Below are 18,985 nucleotides of genomic sequence, written 5' to 3'. Positions count from 1 at the left end.
TGCCAGATCGAGGATTGGACGTGAGAAACAGACCCCAGGGGATAACGACGAGGCATCTTCCCCGCCGGATCGCTCACATGGCGATCCGCTCCTATCAGCTCACGCTTTCGGGTCTCATCGGCCGCCAATGCCGCCACTTGCCGTCGTGTTCCGAATATACGGATGAGGCGATCCAGAAACACGGCTTTTGGGCCGGGGGCTGGATGGGCGCGGCGCGGATCTGCCGTTGCGGGCCGTTCGGCACGTCGGGGCTCGATCTCGTGTCTGAAACATTGCCCGATGGGTCCGCCTGGTATAAGCCCTGGGCTTATGGTCGCTGGCGGAGCGTCAATGCTCCCGCGATCACCTGCGAAGCGGTCGAACCTGACGGCGGCTGATTTCGCTCCTTTCATCCCAAAGACCGTCGGCCCCCGCTTACCTGCTCCGTTGGCAGGAGTGAGCCAGGAGAAAGCTCATATGATTACCCTGACATTCCCTGATGGCGCAGCGCGCCAATACGCCTCCGGCATCACCGGCCGCGAGATCGTGGAAGGCATCGCCAAGTCGCTAGCCAAGCGCACCGTCGCCATGGCGCTCGACGGCACGGTTACCGATCTTGCCGATCCGATCACGCAGAGCGCGAAGATCGAGTTTTTGAACCGCGAAGACCCGCGCTCGCTGGAATTGATCCGGCACGATTGCGCGCACGTTCTCGCGGAGGCCGTGCAGGCGCTTTATCCGGGAACACAGGTGACCATCGGCCCGGTCATCGAGAACGGTTTCTATTACGACTTTGCGCGCAACGAGCCCTTCACGCCGGATGATTTCGCCGCCATCGAAGCGAAGATGCGCGAGATCATCGCGAAGGATAAGCCTTTCACGAAGGATGTCTGGAGCCGCGAGAAGGCGAAAGAGGTCTTTGCTGAGAAGGGCGAGACCTACAAGCTCCAGCTCATCGACGCGATCCCGGAAGGCCAGGATCTCAAGATTTACGCGCAAGGCGACTGGTTCGACCTGTGCCGTGGCCCGCACATGACCTCCACGGGCAAGATCGGCACCGCCTTCAAGCTCATGAAGGTGGCGGGCGCTTATTGGCGCGGCGATTCCAACAACCCGATGCTGACCCGCATCTACGGCACCGCCTGGGCCTCCCAGGAGGAGCTCGATGCTTACCTCAAGCAGCTCGAGGAGGCCGAAAAGCGCGATCACCGTCGCCTGGGCCGCGAGATGGACCTGTTCCACTTCCAGGAGGAGGGGCCGGGCGTCGTCTTCTGGCATGCGAAGGGCTGGACCCTGTTCCAGGAGCTGACCTCCTACATGCGCCGCCGTCTCAAGGGCGATTATCAGGAGGTCAACGCGCCGCAGATCCTCGACAAGGCGCTTTGGGAAACCTCCGGCCATTGGGGCTGGTATCGCGAGAACATGTTCGTCACGAAGACCGAGGACGAGCGCGTTTTCGCCATCAAGCCGATGAACTGCCCCGGCCATGTGCAGATCTTCAAGCACGGCCTGAAATCCTATCGCGATCTCCCGCTGCGGCTTGCCGAGTTCGGCGCGGTGTCGCGCTATGAGCCGTCAGGCGCGCTGCATGGCCTCATGCGCGTTCGCGCCTTCACGCAGGACGACGCGCACGTGTTCTGCACGGAGGAGCAGCTTGCCGAAGAGTGCCTGAAGATCAACGAACTGATCCTCTCGACCTACGGCGATTTCGGCTTCGAGAACATCGTGGTCAAGCTCTCCACCCGGCCCGAGAAGCGCGTCGGCACGGACGAGATGTGGGATCATGCGGAAGACGTGATGACCCGCGTTCTGAAGCAGATCGAGGAGCAGTCCGGCGGGCGCATCAAGACCGGAATCAATCCGGGCGAGGGCGCGTTCTACGGGCCGAAATTCGAGTACGTGCTGCGCGACGCCATCGGCCGCGATTGGCAATGCGGCACGACGCAGGTCGACTTCAACCTGCCGGAGCGGTTCGGCGCGTTCTATGTGGATCATGACGGGCAAAAGAAGACGCCGTGCATGGTTCACCGCGCCATCTGCGGCTCCATGGAGCGCTTCACCGGCATCCTGATCGAGCATTTCGCCGGTCACTTCCCGCTCTGGCTCGCGCCGGTGCAGGTGGTCGTCGCGACGATTACATCGGACGGCGACGCCTATGCCATGGAAGTGGTGAAGGCGGCTCAAGCTGCGGGTTTGCGCGTCGAGGCGGATCTTCGCAACGAGAAGATTACCTACAAGGTCCGCGAGCATTCGCTGGCCAAGGTTCCGGTGCTTCTCGTGGTGGGTAAGAAGGAGGCGGCCGAACGCGGTGTTTCGATCCGTCGTCTCGGCAGCCCCGACCAGACCAATCTGAGTCTCGAAGAGGCTTTGAAGGTGCTTGCCGCCGAGGCCGTCACCCCGGATTTGAAGCGCGCCGCTGCGGCCGTCTCCGAGCCGGAGGGACACGCGACCCTCGACGGGCACCACGTCGTCGAGCGCACGCTGGTCTAGAACTGGATGGAGAGAGGCTCGACCTCCGCCATTCCGGGGCGAGCGTAGCGAGAGCCCGGAACCTATAGCCACAAGTGGCTCCGGAAAAGGCGCGTCGGGAATGACGCGCCTTTTCCTTTTCCGTCGGCGGCTATGGGTTCCGGGCTCCGCTTCGCTGACCGGGAATGGCGACAGAACTAACCTGCCTGCCGCTGCCGATTGCCCTTCCTCTCGGGAGGCGATTTGACCTTGGTCTCCGACGTGATCTTCTCGGCTTGCCGAACCCGCAGGTTGTTCTGCACATGGGTCACACCGGACACGGTCGCCGACAGGTCTTCAGCCAGGTGCTTTTCCGCCCGGATCCGAACGAAACCGATCAAGGTCACTTCCCGGTTCTGCACGACCACTTCGATCTCCGAGGCGTCGATGCGGGGATCCTCCGTCAGGCGTTCGCTGACATCCTCGCGGATGCGCTCGTCCGACCGTTGGTAGCCGCGCGGGCCTTTGCCCCGATGCGGACCGGGCCTGACTTCTCTGCGCCCGGTGGCGGCCTCGCTCTCGAACAGCGTGTTGCCGGGACCGCTGCCATAGTTCCGGTGATCATGCTTCTCGTGGACCAGGCTCCAGGTTCGCTCGAGGTTCTGGAGACGCCGCTCCTCCGGGCTGCTGTCGTCGCCCGGATGCTCGTAATATCCCGTGGCGCTTGCCGCGCCGAACCGGCGAGGCCGATGGGCGCGTGGATCGGCATACTCGTCACCGGAAGATTGATAACCCTCACCGCGGAAGCCGCCGCGCATGCGAGCAGGCTGCTCACCGGGATACCCCAAGCTGCCGAAGGCAGCCCGCACATCGTCCTCGTCCCGGAAGCGGAACCGTGGCCGGTCGGCCGCGCGTATTTCGCGCTCAGTCGGGGTGTGAGGGCTGCGCGGATAGCCCCAATCGCTTTCCTCCGCCTTTCTGCGTCGCGCCAATGCGCGTCGCTCGGCCGACGTCAACGGTTGGTGCGCGCGGCGTTGCGACCGATCGGGTTCCGAGGGCGTCGAGATGCGCGCGAGCGCCCGGGACGCTTCCCACTCGCTGTGGGTGGCAAGATCGCCGAGCGTGACGATGCCGACCATTTTCTTGTCATGATCGATGACCGGAAGGCGGCGGATCTGATGAGTGCTCATGAGTTCGACGATGTGGGCCGAATCGTCGTCGTCGAAACACCACCAGACATTGTCCGACATGATGTCCCCAACGTGGGTGGTATCGGGCGGGAGGCCGGCTGAGGTGGCACGGATCGTGATGTCGCGGTCGGTAATCATGCCCTTGAGGCGGCGTCCGTCGCAGACCGGCAGGACGCCGACATTCATCTCGTCCATCAACCGTGCCGCTTCGCGGATCGTCCGGTCGGGCCCGATCACGCGCACATCGCGGGTCATGATCTTTGAGATCTTCATGAGTGTGCTCCCTGTCGAGGTCGCGCCCATGAAGGTTGGGTTCGGAGGAGGAGCGACCGGTCGTCAGCACTCGATCAATGCGGCAGGGCGACGAAAGGTTCGGCTTGGAGCGTTAAGGAGTTGCGATGATCTCGATGTCCCGGTCGAGGCCGCTTTCGACCTTGAACTCGCGGGTCTGCACCTTGCCTTCGTGCCGGGCGATCAGGACGTAATCGCCATCGGCGAGGGTGACTGAGGGAAAGGCTCCGATGGCCTCGCGGATCACGTCGCCGCCGGGGGTGAGAACGCTGAAGGCCGTTCCCGCGAAGGCCTCGCCGCCAGCCGCCGCGACCAGCTTGAGCGTGACGGTCGCCGCGCGATGATAGAGGGTTGCTTCCGTCACCCGTCCGGATTCCACCTTGAGATCGGACCGCATGATCGCGTTGGCGTCGCCATAGGTGGACACCACGTGATAGGTCCCTTCCGGCAGGCGGATGATGTCATTCGCCTTGGCATTGGCGATCACCAGACGGCCTTCCGAGTTCTGGCCGATCGGCACATAGACGGAAAAGGACAGGCGATTGGCCGGGATCGGTGTGTCACCGACCGCGCCCTTCAACCGAAGCGCGCCCGCGCTGATGGTGAAGCGTTCTGTCACGTTCCCGGTCTGAATGCTCAGGCGCTTCGACGCGCTCGCGAAGCCGTAGGCTACATGCACGATGTAGTTGCCGGCTGCGAGGGTGAAGTTCGGAGTCGGGCTGCTCGAACGGCCGACGATGAGCGGCTGGATCGTGTCGCCCTTGTCCTCATAGACGCGCCAGACGAGACCGGAGCGGATCGGCTGGTTGTTCTCGGCAAACACCGCGCTGGCATTCAGCGCGACCTGGCCAACGGGGACCGGAGGTGCCGCCTGCGACAGCGATGGCACAGCGGGCATCTGCGCCGAGGCGGCGGACGCCGTGACGATCGCCAGAAAGGCGGTGGCAAGGAAAGGTTTCACGAAATGCGTCATCAATCGGATGTCGGATTCATCACCGGATCGGGGCGGCCGAGGCCGTCTTGATCGGTTCGATCTCGCTCTTCACGAGATCGGAGGCGGCGGCGACGATGTTTTCAATGGAAATGGGGCGGAATTCGAACTCGACGCGGTGCTTGCCTTCAGGAACCTCGACGCCTCGGAACAGAAGATTGGCCCGCAGGATTGGCTGGCGCTGGCCGTCCACGGAGACCTCCCAGCCCGGATAGAAGATGTCGTGCAGCACGAGAACGCCTGCCTCGCTGTTCTCCACATCGATGCTGACCGAGTTGCGTTTATATTTGACGATGCGCGCGACGCTCTTGGCGCTATCGGGCGTGGCGCCCGCCGAAGTCGAGCCATAGCGGGCCTTGAGGAGGGGCATGCTGCTGTCGTCGATCAGGGCCTCTGTCCGGCGGTTGAATTCCGGCAGTTCCTCTTGGTCGAGCGCCGCCTCTGAATCGACCGCGCTGACCTGATGGGCGACGTAGACACGAGGGCTCGAGCTGTTCATGCGGTAGATCCACATCTTACCCGTACCGTAGACGACCTCCGCGCCCGTCAGGCGTGGGAAGTGGCGCGGCAAGCGCTCGATCGGCCGGTCAAGCACCAGGTATTCCAGCCCGAGGAGGTTGGCGAGTTCGCACTTGTAGCCCCGGAAAGTCGCCGGGAATTGGCGCAGGTTGGGATCCTCGGCGTTCTCGCCCGGCCCGATGGCGCGCTCGTAGTCGGCAAGGCGCAGCGGGTTGTAGCCGATGATGTCCTCGATCTCGAGGACCATGGAGGCGTTCTGCCAGGGGCCGTTCAGGCCGAGAATCTCCACACGGGGATATTGGCCCTGCTCATGGCGCTCGGCCAGTTCGCGCTTCAGGATTTGCAGACCCTGAAGCTGTTCTGGCGGAAGCTGGCGGAAGACGGCGTAGCGCTCCGCAGGCTCCGCGTTCAGCGCTGACGCCGCGTGGCGCGAGATCAGCTCACCGCCGGTCAGAGTAATGAGGGCGAGGGCAGCGGCTTCGCGCCAACGGGTGGTGCCGCTGACTTTGATCAGCGCGCCCATGGCGATGGCCGCAACAACCAGACCCAGACTGATTTCGGTCATGGCCGAGGATACGTGACCGCCCTGCACGGCGAACGCCATGGCGCTGGCGATGGCGGCCACGACGAGCCCGAGGGCCAGCATTGGAAGGAAGACCCAAAGCTTTCCGAGAGCGGATTGGTTCCACTTCGGAATCCCTTCGGTCACGTAGCGATGAAAGAGATAACCGACCGAAAATGAGAGGGCGATGTTGATGAGGAAGGTCGCGTCGGCCGGGCGGCGATAGAGGTCCACGCCGGGCATGTGGTCGAAGATCACTTCGAACCCGGGGGTGTAGCGCCCGAGCGCGTAGAACAGCGCGGCAATGCCGACGACAAGGAAGAACCGGAACTCGCGGGCGAAGAGACGTCCGCCGGCGATACCGTGCCAGATCAGGAAGAGGGCGGGAAGCGTGCCGATGAACAGGTAATTCGTGGCGCGGTCGGTCCAGGTTCCTTCAGCCAGGCTGTGCCAGTCCGGCCCCCAGTAATCATAGGTCCAGCGTAAGGAGCCGAACACGTTGCCGAACAGGATCGTCGCGAGACTCTCCGGCGGCAGCGAGCCCATGGCCGCGACGCCGAAGCCGAACGAAGGGCGCGTGGAGGTGGCCAGGAACTGCATGGTCAGAATGACCGGCACGGCGAGAAGCGCGCCGCCAATCGCGCCCATCGCGACGAGCAGGCCAAGGCGGGACGCAAAATATGAGAAAGGTTTCTCCGCAGTGCAGATGCGGTGGGCCGCGAAAGCGATGAGCGTCAAGGCGCAGAGAAACGCCACCTGGTCCCGACCGATGGTCATGATGGCGCCGGTGATGGCGAACAGCACGCCGAACCGGTATGAGCGACGATCGAGCGCCTCTTCGAGAAGCCAGAGCGCGAGCGGGAAAAAGCCGTAGCTGAGGATGATGCCCGTATGCTGGAGGCGCGCCGTCGCCGAGCCGCCGAGCATGAAAATGATGGCGGCAACGACCGCGCCCGCCGGATGCCAACCGCGTCGCCGGAACAGGGGGACGAAAGCAAGCGCGCCGGGAAGAAAATGCGCGAAAACGACCACGTCGAAGACCTGCATCGACGGCGCGGGCACGAGCCAGCCGAAAAACAGCATGGAGGGCGTGAAGAGCAGGGATTGCGGATCAGCCGCCGAAGGGTGTCCGCCGAAATGATAGGGGTTCCAGAGCGGCAGCTCGCCATGGGCCAAGGCCGCGCCGAGATAGCGCAGGGTGGGATAGAACTGGTTCTTGGAATCCCAAGGCACCACCGATCCGGTCAGGGGCCAAATGGCGGCCGCCAACGCCCAGACAGTCAGGATGAGAGCAAGCGCCACGAGGGTCTGGCGCCTCGACCAGAGGTCGCCGGCGGGTCGAGCGTCCGATGCTGGAATGGATCTATGCATTGCTTTAACGCGGCGCTCCGCCAATAGGATCGATCAGCACAAGTGCCCGGGTCAACGAGCCAGGTTGCACCGCCGGAAAGGCTGGCATGCCCCTGCTGCTCGCCAAGGGTCGGAAACCTGCTTGGCGTGTCACCACACTCCCCCTATACATCCGTTGCTGTTTTTTTGTGGCAACGACTGACCTTGGGACGCCCGCGCTCCCTGAAGCGCATCAACACGGCGAGACCAAGGCAAAGCTTCGTGTCCCAGGGGTCGCAGCGTCTTTTGGGTATCCAAGCGCATTCTTTCACAATATTCACGCCGAATGAAGGTCCTATGAACGACAGTCTTTCCCGCCTTCAGCAGCGCCGCTCGGTTCCAGCCCGCTGGCTGGGCGAGCCCGGCCCGAGCCAGTCCGACATCGACACTCTTCTGACGATCGCGGCCCGCGTGCCGGATCACGGCAAGCTCGTCCCCTGGCGCTTCGTCGTCATCGAGGGCGAGGCTCGTCATCGGGTAGGGGAGATCCTGGTCAAGGCCTTCCAGGCGGACCAGCCCGATGCGGATGCCGAGAAGCTCGCGGCCGAGAGGAACCGTTTCGCCCAGGCTCCGTTGGTGGTGGCCGTGGTGTCTCGGGTGGTCCCTCACGTGAAGATTCCTGATTGGGAACAGGTTCTCTCGGCAGGGGCGGTGTGCATGAACCTTCTGAATGCGGCCACTGCTTCGGGCTTTGGAGCCGTTTGGCTGACCGGCTGGGCGGCCTACGACCGGCGCGTTCTCGACGCCTTGGGCCTTGCGCCCGAAGAGAGGATCGCCGGATACATTCACATTGGCACGACAAAGGAAAACCCGACCGACCGGCCACGGCCCGCGCTAGCCGACATCGTCACGCGGTTCTGAACGAAAGCCATGTTCTACGAAACCTCCACCAACGCCCACGGCCTGCCGCACGATCCCTTCAAGGCCCTGGTCACGCCGCGCCCCATCGGCTGGATCACGACCATGAGCGCGAAGGGGGAGGTGAACCTCTCGCCTTATTCGTTCTTCAACGCGATCTCGGACAAGCCGCACATGGTGGCGTTCTCCTCCGCCGGGCGGAAGGATGCTGTTACTTTCGTGGAGGAGACGAAGGAATTTGTCTGCAATCTCGCGACCTTCGATCTGCGCGAGGAAATGAACGCCACGTCCGCCGTGCTCCCGCGCGGCGAGAACGAAATGGTCCACGCCGGCCTTGCCGCCGCGCCGTCCCGGCTCGTGAAACCGCCCCGCGTCGCGGCTGCGCCCGCCGCCCTCGAATGCAAATGGCTCCAGACGGTGCCGCTCGTCCCATTGGACGGCGGAGAGCCGGCCTATTATCTCGTGATCGGCCAAGTGGTTGGCATCTATATCGATGACCGGTTCATCGTCGATGGCCTGGTCGACACTGCCGCCATGCGCCCCATCGCGCGCTCAGGCTACCGCGACTACTTCGTGGCGACGCCAGAGACGAAGTTTTCGCTGAAACGGCCGGGCGGTTAGGCCGCCTCATTCGGTTGCACCCTGGGTGCCCTTGTCCCGGAGCGTCCTGGTCCAGGCTACCTTACTCAAGCGGAAACACATGCCCTGAGCAGGAGTGCCCGACAAATTCAACGTCGCGTCGTAGACGTGCTCCGCGCCGAGCTTGGCCGTGGCCTTTTGAGAGCGGATGTTTGTCGGAGCAATGTGAAACCACACTTCCGGGAAAGTCTGGAAGGCGTGGTCCAGCATGAGGCGTTTGATCTCGAAATTCGTCCCTCCGCCCCAATAGGCGTGGTTGAGGAAGGTAAAGCCGATCGAAATACTGTCGGGCTGATCCGGGGCGACATAGTACCGCGAACATCCGATGATCTTGTCCGATTGCCGATCGATGATGACGACGGTACTTCCGGTTTCGAGCAAGAAATCGAAATATCGCTCGAAGACATCCCTCTTGTAGCGGTTCTTCGCCGGATGGTCGGCCCAAACTTGAGGATGTCCTGCGGCAGCGAACAAGCCATCCAGATCTTCCCGTCTCAAGGGCCTGAGTTCCAGCGAACCTGATAGAAGCTTCGGTTGAGGGTCGAAATCGGCTTTGATCATGGTCGATCCGTGCGTTTCAGGGCATCGCACAACATGAAACGCTAATTCGCTCGTTTCAATTCTCTGCTCCGAACTTTTCAGGCCCTCTTCAACAGCCGCTCCGCCCGCAAAAGATGCGGCCGGTCGAGCATTTCGCCTTCGACGCCGACAACTCCCGCGCCGGGATTGGCCTCGAACGCCGCGATGACGGCGCGGGCGCGTTCGATGGCTTCGGGCGATGGTGTGAAGGCGGCGTTGATCACTGGCACTTGCGCGGGATGAATCGCCATCTTGGCGACGAAGCCGTCGCGCCGCGCGGCGCGACATTCGGCTTCCAGGCCCTCCATGTCGCGGAAATTCGTATAGACGGAATCGATCGCGTCCACCGACGCAGCGGCCGCGCCCAAAAGCGTCAGCGAGCGGGCAAGGCGATAGGGCTCCGTATAGGCGCCGGTATCGTCGCGGTTCGTCTCCGCGCCGATGTCCGCGGAGAGGTCTTCGCCGCCCCAGGTGATGCCCATGAGGCGGTGACTCGCGCCCGCAAAGGTGCCAAGCGCGAAGACGCCGAGCGCGTTTTCCGTGGCGATGGCGAGAATGCGGGTTCCGCCATCGTCGAGACCGAACTCCGCTTCTCGCACCGCAAGCTTCGCGCCGAGATGCGAAACGTCCACGCCGCCCACTGTTTTTGGCAGCACGATGCCTTCGGGTGCCGAGGCCATCACGCCGTCGAGGTCGTCATCGACGAGGCCGGTGGTCAGGCCGTTGACGCGCACATAAAGGCGCGGCCTGTCGCTTTTTACGCGATGTTCGCGGACGAACGCCGCCGTGACGCGCCGGGCTTCCTCCTTCGCGCTGAGCGCGACGGAATCCTCGAGGTCGATGATGAGGGCATCGGCACCCGAGATCAGTGCCTTTTCGAGCTTTTTCGGGCTATCGCCGGGAACGAAGAGGAGGGATCGCATCAGACGCTCCGCTTGCGCATGAAGGCCTGCCTCCGGCACTCGGCGACGAGGGTGCCGTCCTGCTTGTAGGCGCGGTGGATGAAATCGACGATTCCCGCGTCCGGTCGCGATTTCGAATCGCGCTTGCCGGCAATCTCCGTGGTCGCGTTGATGGTGTCGCCCTCGAAGAGCGGGGCCGGGAACTTCACGTCCGTCATGCCGAGGTTGGCAATCGTCGTGCCGACCGTCGTGTCATTGACCGAAATGCCGATCATCAGGCCAAGCGTGAAGAGGGAGTTCATCAGCGGCTTGCCCCATTCCGTCTCGGTGGCGCAGAAATGCGCGTCGATATGGAGCGGTTGCGGGTTCAGCGTCATGTTGGAAAAGAGCATGTTGTCCATCTGGGTCACCGTTCGGGTCAGGCGGTGCTTGATGGTGGTGCCGACGGTGAAATCCTCGAAATAGAGGCCGCCACGGGGATGCCTAGTGCTCTCGTCGGTCATGACACGGTCCTTCTTCCTCGCATTGCTTCATGGAATGTCGCGGCGGTCAGCCGAACTGTTCTCTCAGGATGCGCTCGTCGAGGCTGTGGCCCGGATCGTGCAGCATCACGAGATCGACGCTGCGATCCAGGGAGGCGTCGACCCGCGAGACGTTCCGAAATTCCGTATGATCGGCGACCGCGCTGACGGGGCGGTTCTCCGGCTCCAGAACGTCGATCTGGATTCGCGCGTAATCCGGCAACAATGCGCCGCGCCAGCGGCGAGGGCGGAACGCCGAGATCGGGGTCAGCGCCAACAGGGGGGCGTTGAGAGGCAGGATCGGCCCGTTGACCGAGAGATTGTACGCGGTCGATCCGGCCGGAGTCGCGATGAGAATGCCATCTGCGCTGAGGGCGTCGAGACGGACGCGCGAGTCCACGCTCACCCGCAGCTTGGCGGCCTGATAGGTCTGCCGCAGCATGGAGACTTCATTGATCGCGCGGGCCGTGTGGGCTTCACCCTTCATGTCCCAGGCGACCATGAGAAGGGGATGCACGACGCTGCGTTGCGCCGATTCGAGCCGCTCGAACAGATCGTCTTCCCGGAAGTCGTTCATCAGGAAGCCGACCGTGCCCTTGTTCATGCCGTAGATAGGCTTGGCGGTTCCCATGAAGCGATGAAGGGTCTGTAGCATGAGGCCGTCGCCGCCGAGCGCGACGATGACGTCGGCCTCCTCCGGCCCGACATTCCTGTAACGACTCTGCAGCGCCTGAAGCGCGCCTTGGGCCTCGGACGTCGGACTGGCGACGAAAGCGACATGGTTGAAACGGCGGGCCATGCCCAGATACCCTCATGACATCCGAACCGGATGCGGAGGAAAGGCATAGCATGGAGAGACCACTTCTCGTCTATACGACCTTTCCCGATGTCGACACCGCATTGTCGGTCGGGGAGACGCTGGTCCGCGACCGGCTGATCGCTTGCATCAATGTCCTGCCGGGAATGACGTCGATCTATGCCTGGCAGGGAGAAATCGAACGAGGTCACGAGGCGGTTGCCATCCTCAAGACCCGCAAGGCCCTGCAGACCGAGGTGCACCAAGCCTTGAAGGCGCGCCACCCCTACGACACGCCGGTCATTCTCTTCATTGAGCCGACCGGCGCTGACGGCGATACGATGGCGTGGCTTCTGGCGGAAACGGCGGGCGGCTGAGCGTCCGCCTTCGCCTTAAACCGCCGAGTTCCATTGAACGGGTACGAAACGGAAGCCGTTGCCGTCCTTCGCGATGTGGCCCGTCGCGGGGAAGGGTGCGTGGTAGAACGCCACCTGGGCCCTCTCCGTTGCCGCGATGTCGAGCATCCGCCGGCGGGTGGCGCGAGCCTGATCGGCATCCATGTCGAAGATCGCGGACCAATCGGGGTTGCGCACGAAAAGCGCCGGATGGTTCGTGACATCGGACATGATCATCAGCCTGCCCGCGCCCGATGAGAGCATATAGGAGGTGTGACCCGGTGTGTGGCCGGGCGCGGCGATGCTCGTGAGCCCGGGCAAGATCTCCTTGTCGGCTTCGTAGCGCTTCACGTCCTTGGCGATGGGGCCGAACACGCGGCGCACGCCCTGGAAACCGCCCTTCATGGCGTCTGGCGCCTGGTTCATGCGGACGTCGTCCATCCAGAAATCCCACTCGGTTGCGGGCACCAGGATTTCCGCCTTGGGGAACACCGCCGTTCCATCCTTCAGGCGCAGGCCGTTGATGTGGTCGCCGTGGAAGTGGCTGATGACGATGGTGTCGACCTGTGCCGGGTCGAACCCCGCCGCGCGGAAATTCGACATCCAGAGGCCCGAGGTCGGAGCGCCCGAATCGCCGTTGCCGGTATCGATCAGCGTCAGGCGGCCATTTCGCTGCAGGACCAGGGTCGTAAACGTGATCGCCAGGGCGTCCGCCGGGAGAAACGCCTCCTGCATCGCCTGTTGAACCTGTGCCAATTCCGCATTGCGGACAAAGCCCTCAAGTGGGCGGCGCGCGAAGCCGTCCTGGATCGCGGTGACCTCGATATCGCCGACCTTGTACCGATAGAAGCCAGGGGCTTGCCGCGACTGCGCGTTCTGCGGGGCAGGGGTTGTTTGAGCCAAGGCGGTGACTCCGAGTGGGGCTGCGGCAAGAGCCGTGCTGGCGAGGACGGCGCGACGTGTCATTTCCATGGTCTTGTCTCTCTGCGTGAACGGCCAAAGGCTAGAATTCCCATGGGTGGGCGCAAGAGCTTGGCCTTTCACAAGTCAGCGAGCGAACAGTGGAGCCCTGCCTCCGCCGGCGAGATGATGCAGGGCGATGCCGCTGGTGGTGGCGACGTTCAGGGAATCGAAGCTGCCGCTCATCGGTATGGAGACGGTTCGCGTGCGTGCCAGAAGGTCGGCGGGCAATCCTGGACCCTCGGCTCCCAGGAGGAGAGCCGCCCGAGGCGATCGTTCGAGTTCTGCCAAGGTTTCCTTGCCCGACGGGCTGAGCGCGATGACATCGAATTGAGCCTCTTCCAAGGCCCGTAACATGGTGCTCGCGGAGGCGGTCCGGGTGAAGGGCACGACCAGCGCGCCGCCGACGGAGACGCGGATCGCCTTTCGATAAAGTGGGTCGCAGGTTTCCGGATCGAGCAGGACCGCGTCGGCCCCGAAAGCGGCCGCGTTGCGAAAGATGCCGCCCACATTGTCGTGGTTGGCCAGGCCCACGAGCCCGACCACGAGCGCCCGCTCCGGCAAGCGGGCGAGCAGCTCCGCGACCGGAGGCTGCGGCGCGCGACGGGCGACGGCCAGAATGCCCCGGTGAATCGGGAAGCCGACAATCGAATCCATGACGGTGCGGTTCGCCGTGTAGACTGGGACATCGGCCGGGAGAGACTCGAACAGATCGCTCAAGCTCTCCACGCGGTTCTCCGCGAGCAGCAGCGATTCGATAATGAAGCGCGATTGCCTCGCCAGCACCCGCAAAACCACCTCGCCCTCAGCCACGAATCGGTGCTCGCGCCCGACAAGGTCGCGCTCGCGAACGGCGCGGTAGGCTTCGATCCGTGGGTCGGCGGAGTCTGAAATTGCGATCAACATGAGAGGTTTTTAGAGATGACGGGCAGGTCCCGGCAAGCCGGTTCCGAGCTGTCCGGGAATCTCAAGGGAGAGCATCGACGATGACGCCTTGATTGAGCAGGGAAACATCGGACGGAGCGCGAACCACGAACGTCCCCCGGCAGACCGTCGTCGTCGGGTAGATCGGCAGACGGTGCTCATCGGACCCGACCATATAATTGACCGTGTAAAAAACCTCGCCGCCCGCGAACGTCGTCTCCTTGGACTCGAAATTATATCCGACTTGCGTCGGGCTAAGTTTGATCACTGCTTGAGGCGGGCCATAGGCCGCACTGCGCTCGGAGATGGGCTGGCCGATGAATTCCGTGCAACTGACCGCGACCGGCCCGGACAATATAGGCGCGCACGCCCCAAGGTTCGCCGCCAACCCAACGACCAGAATCCAAGTCTTCACTACAGGCCTCCCCTTAGGGAAGGAGGTTAGCATCGATCGCCTGCAAGGCGAAGGCGCTCCGGCCGTTGGGTGACGCGCGGCCACGATCTGCAGGAGGGATGGAAGCTCGGATTTTGAGAGAAAATGGTGCCGGCGGAGAGGATCGAACTCCCGACCTTCGGTTTACAAAACCGCTGCACTACCGCTGTGCTACGCCGGCGCCGGGGCTTCAGGTAGCAGCGGTTGCCGTCGGAGGCAAGTTCCCCGCCGTGTCGGTGCCTGACAGCCCTCACCAAAATGAAAAAGGCCCCGCCAGGCGGGGCCCTTCTCATCGTTACAAGGACAGCGTTTAATCGCCCTTGTACGTGAAGATGTCGCGATCCTTCGTCTCGGGAACGAACATGAAGCCGACGACGAAGGTCATCAGAGCGATCACGATCGGGTACCAGAGGCCGTAGTAGATGTCGCCGGTCTGGGCGACCATCGCGAAAGCGGTCGCGGGCAGAAGTCCGCCGAACCAGCCGTTGCCGATATGGTAGGGCAGGGACATTCCGGAATAGCGGATGCGCGTCGGGAAGAGTTCCACCAGCGCGGCCGCAATCGGGCCGTAGACCATGGTCACCAAGATCACGAGGAGGAAGAGCAGCCCGACGAGCCCGGCCACCTGTGGGCGGAAGAGATCGAAGGGATGATTCATCTTCACGATCTGCGCATCGCCGGCCTTCGGATAACCGGCGGCCTGCAGGGCGGCTGTGACGGCCTTCTGCGAGTCGGCGGTCTTTGCCGTGTCGAACGGCACGTCCGTCGAGCCGATGCGCACCTTGGTCGGTTGGCCGGCCGCTCCCGCTTCGGTCGTGTACTTCACGGAAGCCTTGGCGAGATAGTCACGCGCCTGGTCGCAGGAGGAGGTGAAGACGCGCGTGCCGACCGGGTTGAAGAGATTGCCGCAATCGGCCGGGTTGGCCACCACGGTGACCTTCACGTTCTCCACCGCTGTTTCGAGGGCAGGATTCGCCAGGGTGGTGATCTGCTTGAAAAGCGGGAAGTAGGTCAGCGCGGCGATGAGGCAGCCCGCGAGAATGATCGGCTTGCGGCCGATCTTGTCCGACAGCCAGCCGAAGAACACGAAGAAACCCGTGCCGAGCAGAAGCGACCAGGCGATCAGCAGATTCGCGGTGTAGCCGTCGACCTTCAGGATCGATTGCAGGAAAAACAGGGCGTAGAACTGGCCCGTGTACCAGACGACACCTTGGCCGGCGACGAGGCCGAAGAGCGCGAGAAGCGCGATCTTGGCGTTCTTCCACTGGCCGAAAGCTTCGGAAAGCGGCGCCTTGGAGCCGGTGCCCTCGTCCTTCATGCGCTGGAAGGCCGGGGATTCCTGCAGCTGCATGCGGATCCAGAGCGACACGCCCAGCAACAGCACGGAGACCAGGAACGGGATACGCCAACCCCAGGCCGCGAACTCGGCTTCACCCAGGATCGTGCGGGTGAACAGGATCACGATGAGCGAGAGGAAGAGACCGAGCGTAGCGGTGGTCTGAATCCAGGAGGTGTAGAACCCGCGACGGCCCTGGGGAGCATGCTCGGCCACGTAAGTCGCAGCGCCACCATATTCACCACCGAGCGCCAGACCCTGCAGAAGGCGCAAGGCGATCAGGATGATGGGCGCAAGGATGCCGATTTGATTCGCGCTCGGCAGGAGGCCGACGATGAAGGTCGACAGGCCCATGATCAGGATGGTGACGAGGAAGGTGTATTTGCGGCCGACGAGGTCACCGATGCGGCCGAAGACGAGAGCGCCGAACGGGCGCACAAGGAACCCCGCCGCAAAAGCCAGTAGCGCGAAGATGTCGCGCGTCGCTTGCGGATACTGGCTAAAGAACTGCGCGCCGATGATGCTGGCGAGCGATCCGTAAAGATAGAAATCGTACCATTCGAAAACGGTACCGAGCGACGAGGCGAAGATGACCTTCTTTTCCTCGCCGCTCATCGGCCGGGCGGCTGCGTCCGTCCGTGGCGTGGCGGTGGCGATTGCCATGGCGTTTCTCTCCAATGTTGCCCCGGTTTTCCGGGATTCGGCTGGCACCTTGCTGTCGAAGGCTTTGAGCCGAGGCGCCGTGGCCGCTTGAAGCGACCAGGAATCCTTGCATTGGAAGGTTAGACGCGACGGAACTCTCCACAATTCCCCATTGGTATTTGCGACTTCTGTCTAAGAATGCCCCGGCGAGCCTAAATATCCCTGCAAATAGAATATCTTAGACAGAGTTTCGCGATTACTTGGCGGCCTTGGTCGCAACTGCTTTTGTCACAGCGTAGAGCGAGATGGCGGCGGCATTGGACACGTTCAGGCTCTTGATGGCTCCCGGCATGTCCAATCGCCCGATCACATCGCAGCATTCGCGGGTGCGCTGGCGCAGTCCCTTGCCCTCCGAGCCGAGGACCAGGACGACCGGTTGCGTGATCTGCAATTCGTCGAGGCTCGAATCGCCGGTCGAATCGAGGCCAATGCGCTGGAAGCCCCGCTCACCGAGTCGAATGAGGGCATCCGCCAGATTGCGGACGATCATGAAGGGCACATGCTCAAGCCCCCCGGAGGCAGATTTGGCAAGGACGCCGGTTGCCGCCGGGCTGTGGCGCGCCGTCGTGATGATTGCCTCGACCCCGAAGGCCGCCGCCGTCCGCACGATGGCTCCGACATTGTGAGGGTCGGTGATCTGGTCGAGGACCAAGACCACATGCTTTCCGCTGAGCGTATCGAGGGTCGGCGAGGGTAGGGGATCGGCTTCGAGATAAAGGCCCTGATGCACCGCATCGGCTTCGACGAGGCGGTTGATGTCGCCAGGCCGGACGATTTCCGGTTCGATCGGCAGAGGCACGCCGAGTTCATCGTGAAGGCGCTTGGCCGAATTTTCCGTCGCCAGGAGGCGGCGAATCGTTCGCTTGCCATTGCGCAAAGCTTCCGCGACCGGATGCCAGCCGTAGAGGATTGTCATGTCGATATCCGACGGCGCGCGCCAGGGCTTGCTGTCGCGGTGGTTCGGTTTTCCGCCGGGACGCTGGAATCGTGGCTTTCGGGACTGGAAGGGACGCTCGCTCATGGTGCTGAAATCTCGTGTGATGTTGGCAAGTCCATAACACAGGGTGCGAGGCTTCACGACCCGTTGGGTATCGATTGCGCTTTGCTGTTGACACCGGCAATGCAGGTCACCATAAGAGCGCCCACGGAACGCCTGCCCCCGGGCGGCGCGTTCCAGTTGAACGGCCTCGGCGCGGTGCGCCCGGGTTGGGTATCAGGGGGAATGTCCCGAGTGGCAAAGGGGGCGGACTGTAAATCCGCTGGCTTACGCCTTCGTAGGTTCGAGTCCTACTTCCCCCACCACCCAGCCAGTGCTGCAGCGTATGCGGGTGTAGCTCAATGGTAGAGCAGCAGCCTTCCAAGCTGAATACGAGGGTTCGATTCCCTTCACCCGCTCCAACTTCCCAACTTGAATTACCTTAGCGGAGCTTTTAGCTCCATTCGCCGCTCATCGCACCGAATGGATTCCCCGCGTGCTCCGTCGTCTCTTCCTCGTTATATCGCTGGGCCTCATCGTCTCCGGCTGCGTCACCGCTTCCAATACCTTGTCGCCGGGGCAGGTTTTTTCGTTCCGCCTTGAAGCCGTGACTGTCGGCTTCGCGCCAGGCGCCCGCCTTTGGTGGGGAGACGGAGAGCGGGCATATGCCCTCTCCAAGGGGCTGCCTGTCCATGAGGCGGAGATTGCTGCAGGCACAGAGGAGGGGCGGGCCTATGTTCGAAACGCAATCGCCTCCAAGCTTCGCGATGCCCTGAGACGCGACCTCGACGGTCAGCTGGTCGGCTCCCGTCCGGTCAGGATCGAGGTTTCGGTGCAGGATCTGGAAATCGCATCCACAATCCAGCGAATCGTCGTTGGAGGTAACTACCGCCTGCTGGCGGACGTGAATCTTGTGGATGCCAAGAGCGGCGCCGTCTTGCAGGCGTTCCCGGCCCAAACAGCCATCGTCGGGGCCGGTGGAGGTCTGTTGGGGGTTCTTGTTGATAAGGCGCTTCTTGATGAGCCTCTCGACAGAGTTGTGCAGGCCTATGCGCATCAATATCGAAATTGGCTCTTGCACAAATAGCGCAACCGCAATATCGGACGCGCTAAGTTTTTTTGTTCCTGGCCTCTGTAAGGTAGAGATCGATGGCGAAGGAAAAGTTTGAGCGGACTAAGCCGCACTGCAACATCGGGACGATTGGTCACGTTGACCATGGTAAGACGTCTCTGACTGCTGCGATCACGAAGGTTTTGGCTGAATCTGGCGGCGCGACGTTTACCGCGTACGACCAAATCGACAAGGCCCCGGAAGAGAAGGCGCGTGGCATCACGATCTCGACGGCTCACGTTGAGTACGAGACGGCGAACCGCCACTACGCCCACGTCGACTGCCCCGGCCACGCCGACTACGTGAAGAACATGATCACGGGTGCGGCGCAGATGGACGGCGCGATCCTGGTGGTGTCTTCGGCTGACGGCCCGATGCCGCAGACCCGCGAGCACATCCTGCTTGCACGTCAGGTCGGCGTTCCGGCGCTGGTCGTGTTCATGAACAAGGTGGACATGGTCGACGATCCGGAGCTTCTGGATCT

19 protein-coding genes and 3 tRNA genes are annotated in these 18,985 nt (G+C 62.8%); 9 read left to right on the top strand and 13 right to left on the bottom strand.

Going from position 1 to position 18,985, the window contains the following annotated elements; translation table 11 throughout:
* The first annotated feature begins 41 nt into the window (after positions 1-41).
* Both yidD and thrS read left to right on the top strand, forming a co-directional pair.
* Positions 42-377, top strand: a complete 336-nt coding sequence (gene yidD / locus I2H38_RS08290) for a membrane protein insertion efficiency factor YidD (RefSeq protein ID WP_324617373.1) — start codon at positions 42-44, stop codon at positions 375-377.
* A gap of 79 nt (positions 378-456) precedes the next feature.
* Positions 457-2,469, top strand: a complete 2,013-nt coding sequence (gene thrS, locus I2H38_RS08285; RefSeq protein ID WP_196271386.1) for a threonine--tRNA ligase — start codon at positions 457-459, stop codon at positions 2,467-2,469.
* A gap of 176 nt (positions 2,470-2,645) precedes the next feature.
* Here the strand turns inward: thrS and I2H38_RS20905 are convergent, their stop codons facing one another.
* The 3 genes from I2H38_RS20905 to I2H38_RS08270 all read right to left on the bottom strand — a co-directional run bounded on the left by I2H38_RS20905 (position 2,646) and on the right by I2H38_RS08270 (position 7,282).
* On the bottom strand, positions 2,646-3,890 hold the full coding sequence (locus I2H38_RS20905) for a CBS domain-containing protein (protein WP_196271385.1): 1,245 nt from the start codon (positions 3,888-3,890) through the stop codon (positions 2,646-2,648).
* A 112-nt stretch (positions 3,891-4,002) separates the two neighbouring features.
* On the bottom strand, positions 4,003-4,881 hold the full coding sequence (locus I2H38_RS08275; protein ID WP_196271384.1) for a hypothetical protein: 879 nt from the start codon (positions 4,879-4,881) through the stop codon (positions 4,003-4,005).
* Positions 4,882-4,900: 19 nt separating this feature from the next.
* Positions 4,901-7,282 carry a YfhO family protein gene (locus I2H38_RS08270; protein WP_324617366.1) on the bottom strand — a complete coding sequence of 794 codons (2,382 nt, stop codon included), beginning with the start codon at positions 7,280-7,282 and terminating at the stop codon, positions 4,901-4,903.
* 384 nt (positions 7,283-7,666) lie between these two features.
* On the opposite strand from I2H38_RS08270, the gene I2H38_RS08265 reads away from it, so the two are divergent.
* Both I2H38_RS08265 and I2H38_RS08260 read left to right on the top strand, forming a co-directional pair.
* Positions 7,667-8,230, top strand: a complete 564-nt coding sequence (locus I2H38_RS08265) for a nitroreductase family protein (protein WP_196271382.1) — start codon at positions 7,667-7,669, stop codon at positions 8,228-8,230.
* A gap of 9 nt (positions 8,231-8,239) precedes the next feature.
* The gene (locus I2H38_RS08260; protein ID WP_196271381.1) at positions 8,240-8,848 is read left to right on the top strand and encodes a flavin reductase family protein; all 609 of its coding nucleotides are present in this window, start codon (positions 8,240-8,242) and stop codon (positions 8,846-8,848) included.
* A gap of 6 nt (positions 8,849-8,854) precedes the next feature.
* On the opposite strand, the gene I2H38_RS08255 is transcribed toward I2H38_RS08260, so the two are convergent.
* The 4 genes from I2H38_RS08255 to I2H38_RS08240 all read right to left on the bottom strand — a co-directional run bounded on the left by I2H38_RS08255 (position 8,855) and on the right by I2H38_RS08240 (position 11,667).
* Positions 8,855-9,427: a GNAT family N-acetyltransferase gene (locus I2H38_RS08255; RefSeq protein WP_196271380.1), complete on the bottom strand. Its 573-nt coding sequence runs from the start codon at positions 9,425-9,427 to the stop codon at positions 8,855-8,857.
* Between the two features lie 77 nt (positions 9,428-9,504).
* Positions 9,505-10,368, bottom strand: a complete 864-nt coding sequence (locus I2H38_RS08250) for an HpcH/HpaI aldolase/citrate lyase family protein (protein ID WP_196271379.1) — start codon at positions 10,366-10,368, stop codon at positions 9,505-9,507.
* A complete protein-coding gene (locus I2H38_RS08245) occupies positions 10,368-10,850 on the bottom strand; it encodes a MaoC family dehydratase (protein WP_196271378.1) in 483 nt (160 codons plus the stop codon). The genes I2H38_RS08250 and I2H38_RS08245 overlap by 1 nt, the downstream gene beginning before the upstream one ends.
* A gap of 46 nt (positions 10,851-10,896) precedes the next feature.
* Positions 10,897-11,667 (bottom strand): NAD kinase, encoded by a 771-nt coding sequence (locus I2H38_RS08240; RefSeq protein WP_196271377.1) that lies wholly within the window; start codon positions 11,665-11,667, stop codon positions 10,897-10,899.
* 50 nt (positions 11,668-11,717) lie between these two features.
* Here I2H38_RS08240 and cutA point away from each other — a divergent pair, with 50 nt between their 5' ends.
* Positions 11,718-12,041, top strand: coding sequence for a divalent-cation tolerance protein CutA (gene cutA, locus I2H38_RS08235; RefSeq protein ID WP_196271376.1), 324 nt, complete (start codon positions 11,718-11,720; stop codon positions 12,039-12,041).
* A gap of 15 nt (positions 12,042-12,056) precedes the next feature.
* On the opposite strand, the gene I2H38_RS08230 is transcribed toward cutA, so the two are convergent.
* The 6 genes from I2H38_RS08230 to I2H38_RS08205 form a co-directional block, all read right to left on the bottom strand.
* Positions 12,057-13,031, bottom strand: coding sequence for an MBL fold metallo-hydrolase (locus tag I2H38_RS08230; protein WP_196271375.1), 975 nt, complete (start codon positions 13,029-13,031; stop codon positions 12,057-12,059).
* A gap of 75 nt (positions 13,032-13,106) precedes the next feature.
* On the bottom strand, positions 13,107-13,925 hold the full coding sequence (locus tag I2H38_RS08225; protein ID WP_196271374.1) for a TrmH family RNA methyltransferase: 819 nt from the start codon (positions 13,923-13,925) through the stop codon (positions 13,107-13,109).
* Positions 13,926-13,986: 61 nt separating this feature from the next.
* Entirely contained in the window at positions 13,987-14,358 is a 372-nt protein-coding gene (locus tag I2H38_RS08220; protein ID WP_196271373.1) for a hypothetical protein, read from the bottom strand.
* Between the two features lie 124 nt (positions 14,359-14,482).
* Positions 14,483-14,557: transfer RNA gene (locus I2H38_RS08215), tRNA-Thr, on the bottom strand.
* A 129-nt stretch (positions 14,558-14,686) separates the two neighbouring features.
* Positions 14,687-16,375 (bottom strand): MFS transporter, encoded by a 1,689-nt coding sequence (locus I2H38_RS08210; protein WP_196271372.1) that lies wholly within the window; start codon positions 16,373-16,375, stop codon positions 14,687-14,689.
* Between the two features lie 235 nt (positions 16,376-16,610).
* Positions 16,611-17,435, bottom strand: a complete 825-nt coding sequence (locus I2H38_RS08205) for a TrmH family RNA methyltransferase (RefSeq protein ID WP_196271371.1) — start codon at positions 17,433-17,435, stop codon at positions 16,611-16,613.
* Positions 17,436-17,630: 195 nt separating this feature from the next.
* Here I2H38_RS08205 and I2H38_RS08200 point away from each other — a divergent pair.
* From I2H38_RS08200 to I2H38_RS08185, 4 genes are all read left to right on the top strand, one after another.
* Positions 17,631-17,716 (top strand) — tRNA-Tyr (locus I2H38_RS08200).
* A gap of 22 nt (positions 17,717-17,738) precedes the next feature.
* Positions 17,739-17,812, top strand: a tRNA-Gly gene (locus I2H38_RS08195).
* 74 nt (positions 17,813-17,886) lie between these two features.
* Positions 17,887-18,477 (top strand): hypothetical protein, encoded by a 591-nt coding sequence (locus I2H38_RS08190; protein ID WP_196271370.1) that lies wholly within the window; start codon positions 17,887-17,889, stop codon positions 18,475-18,477.
* Between the two features lie 62 nt (positions 18,478-18,539).
* Positions 18,540-18,985 (top strand): GTP-binding protein (locus I2H38_RS08185; RefSeq protein WP_196271369.1); only part of this gene is annotated, 446 nt, incomplete at its 3' end.

Source organism: Microvirga alba, assembly GCF_015694465.1.
Taxonomy (GTDB): domain Bacteria; phylum Pseudomonadota; class Alphaproteobacteria; order Rhizobiales; family Beijerinckiaceae; genus Microvirga; species Microvirga alba.
This window is presented reverse-complemented; position numbering and strand designations above follow the sequence as displayed.